1 pseudogene is annotated in these 1,573 nt (G+C 45.4%); it reads left to right on the forward strand.

Annotated elements, in window-relative coordinates:
* A pseudogene (gene rpoB / locus A3739_RS21900) lies at nucleotides 1-1,387 on the forward strand (DNA-directed RNA polymerase subunit beta); the annotation flags it as partial.
* Between the last annotated feature and the right edge of the window lie 186 nt (nucleotides 1,388-1,573).

The following is a 1,573-nucleotide window of genomic DNA, read 5'->3' on the forward strand; positions in this document are numbered from 1 at the left end:
TGAAACGCAATTAACTCCTGAAGAGAAGTTGCTACGTGCGATCTTTGGTGAAAAAGCATCAGACGTAAAAGATACGTCATTGCGTGTATCCACCGGAACGCGCGGTACGGTTATCGATGTTCAGGTATTTACGCGTGATGGCGTTGAGAAAGATCAGCGTGCACTTGATATCGAAAACTCACAGCTTGATAAGTTCCGTAAGGATCTTAAAGATGAGTATCGTATCTTGTTGGGTGCAACGTATGAACGTCTCACTGCTGCATTAGATGGTCAGGCAATTGTGTCTGCTCCAGGTCTTAAGAAGGGCGATACGCTTTCTCAAGATTATTTGGCAGCCCTTGAAGCGTCAGATTGGTTTAAGATCCGTTTGGCTGATGACGATTTGAACGAACTTCTTGAGAAGGCGGAAGCATCTCTTGAAGAGCGTAAGAAAGAGCACGAAGAGCGTTTTGAAGTGAAGAAACGCAAGCTTCAAACGGGTGATGATTTGGCGCCTGGCGTACTCAAGATCGTTAAGGTTTATGTTGCGATTAAACGTCGCATCCAGCCTGGTGATAAAATGGCTGGCCGTCATGGTAACAAAGGTGTTATCTCGGTCATCATGCCTGTTGAAGATATGCCATACGATGAGTTTGGTAATCCTGTCGATATCGTTCTTAACCCGCTAGGTGTACCGTCGCGTATGAACGTTGGTCAGGTTTTGGAAACTCACTTAGGTGCAGCAGCCAAAGGTCTTGGTCAAAAGATCGATACTATGATCAAGCAGCAAAAAGAAGTCGCCGAAGTTCGAGGCTTGTTGGGTGAAATCTACAACGGTGTTGCAAGCAAGAAAGAAGAGCTAGACAGCTTCTCTGATAAAGAGATTCTAGAGTTGGCGAACAACCTTCGCGGTGGTGTTCCTATGGCAACTCCAGCATTCGATGGCGCGAAAGAGTCTGAAATCAAAGAGCTACTTCGTTTAGCTGATCTTGATGACAGCGGACAAACAGTTTTGTATGACGGACGTACTGGTGACGCATTTGATCGCCCTGTAACGGTCGGTTATATGTACATGCTGAAATTGAACCACCTGGTTGACGACAAGATGCACGCGCGTTCAACTGGTTCATACAGTCTTGTTACGCAGCAGCCATTGGGCGGTAAGGCTCAGTTTGGTGGTCAGCGATTCGGTGAGATGGAAGTATGGGCACTTGAAGCATATGGTGCTGCATATACCTTGCAGGAAATGCTTACCGTTAAGTCGGATGACGTGAACGGTCGTACTAAGATGTACAAAAACATTGTTGATGGCGATCATCGTATGGAGCCTGGCATGCCAGAGTCCTTCAACGTATTGGTCAAAGAAATTCGCTCATTGGGTATAGATATCGAGTTGGAATCTGAGTAGTCAGTCGATAACCCAATGATTAGCGTCGCGGGCTGATTCAAATATGAAGCCCGCAAACAATAACTCCTACCGGAGCAAGCGATGAAAGATTTATTAAATTTGTTGAAAAACCAAAACGACTCTCAAGAATTTGATTCGATTCGTATTGGTTTGTCGTCACCTGAAATGATTCGTTCGTGGTCATAT

This window comes from Oleiphilus sp. HI0067 (assembly GCF_001635735.1).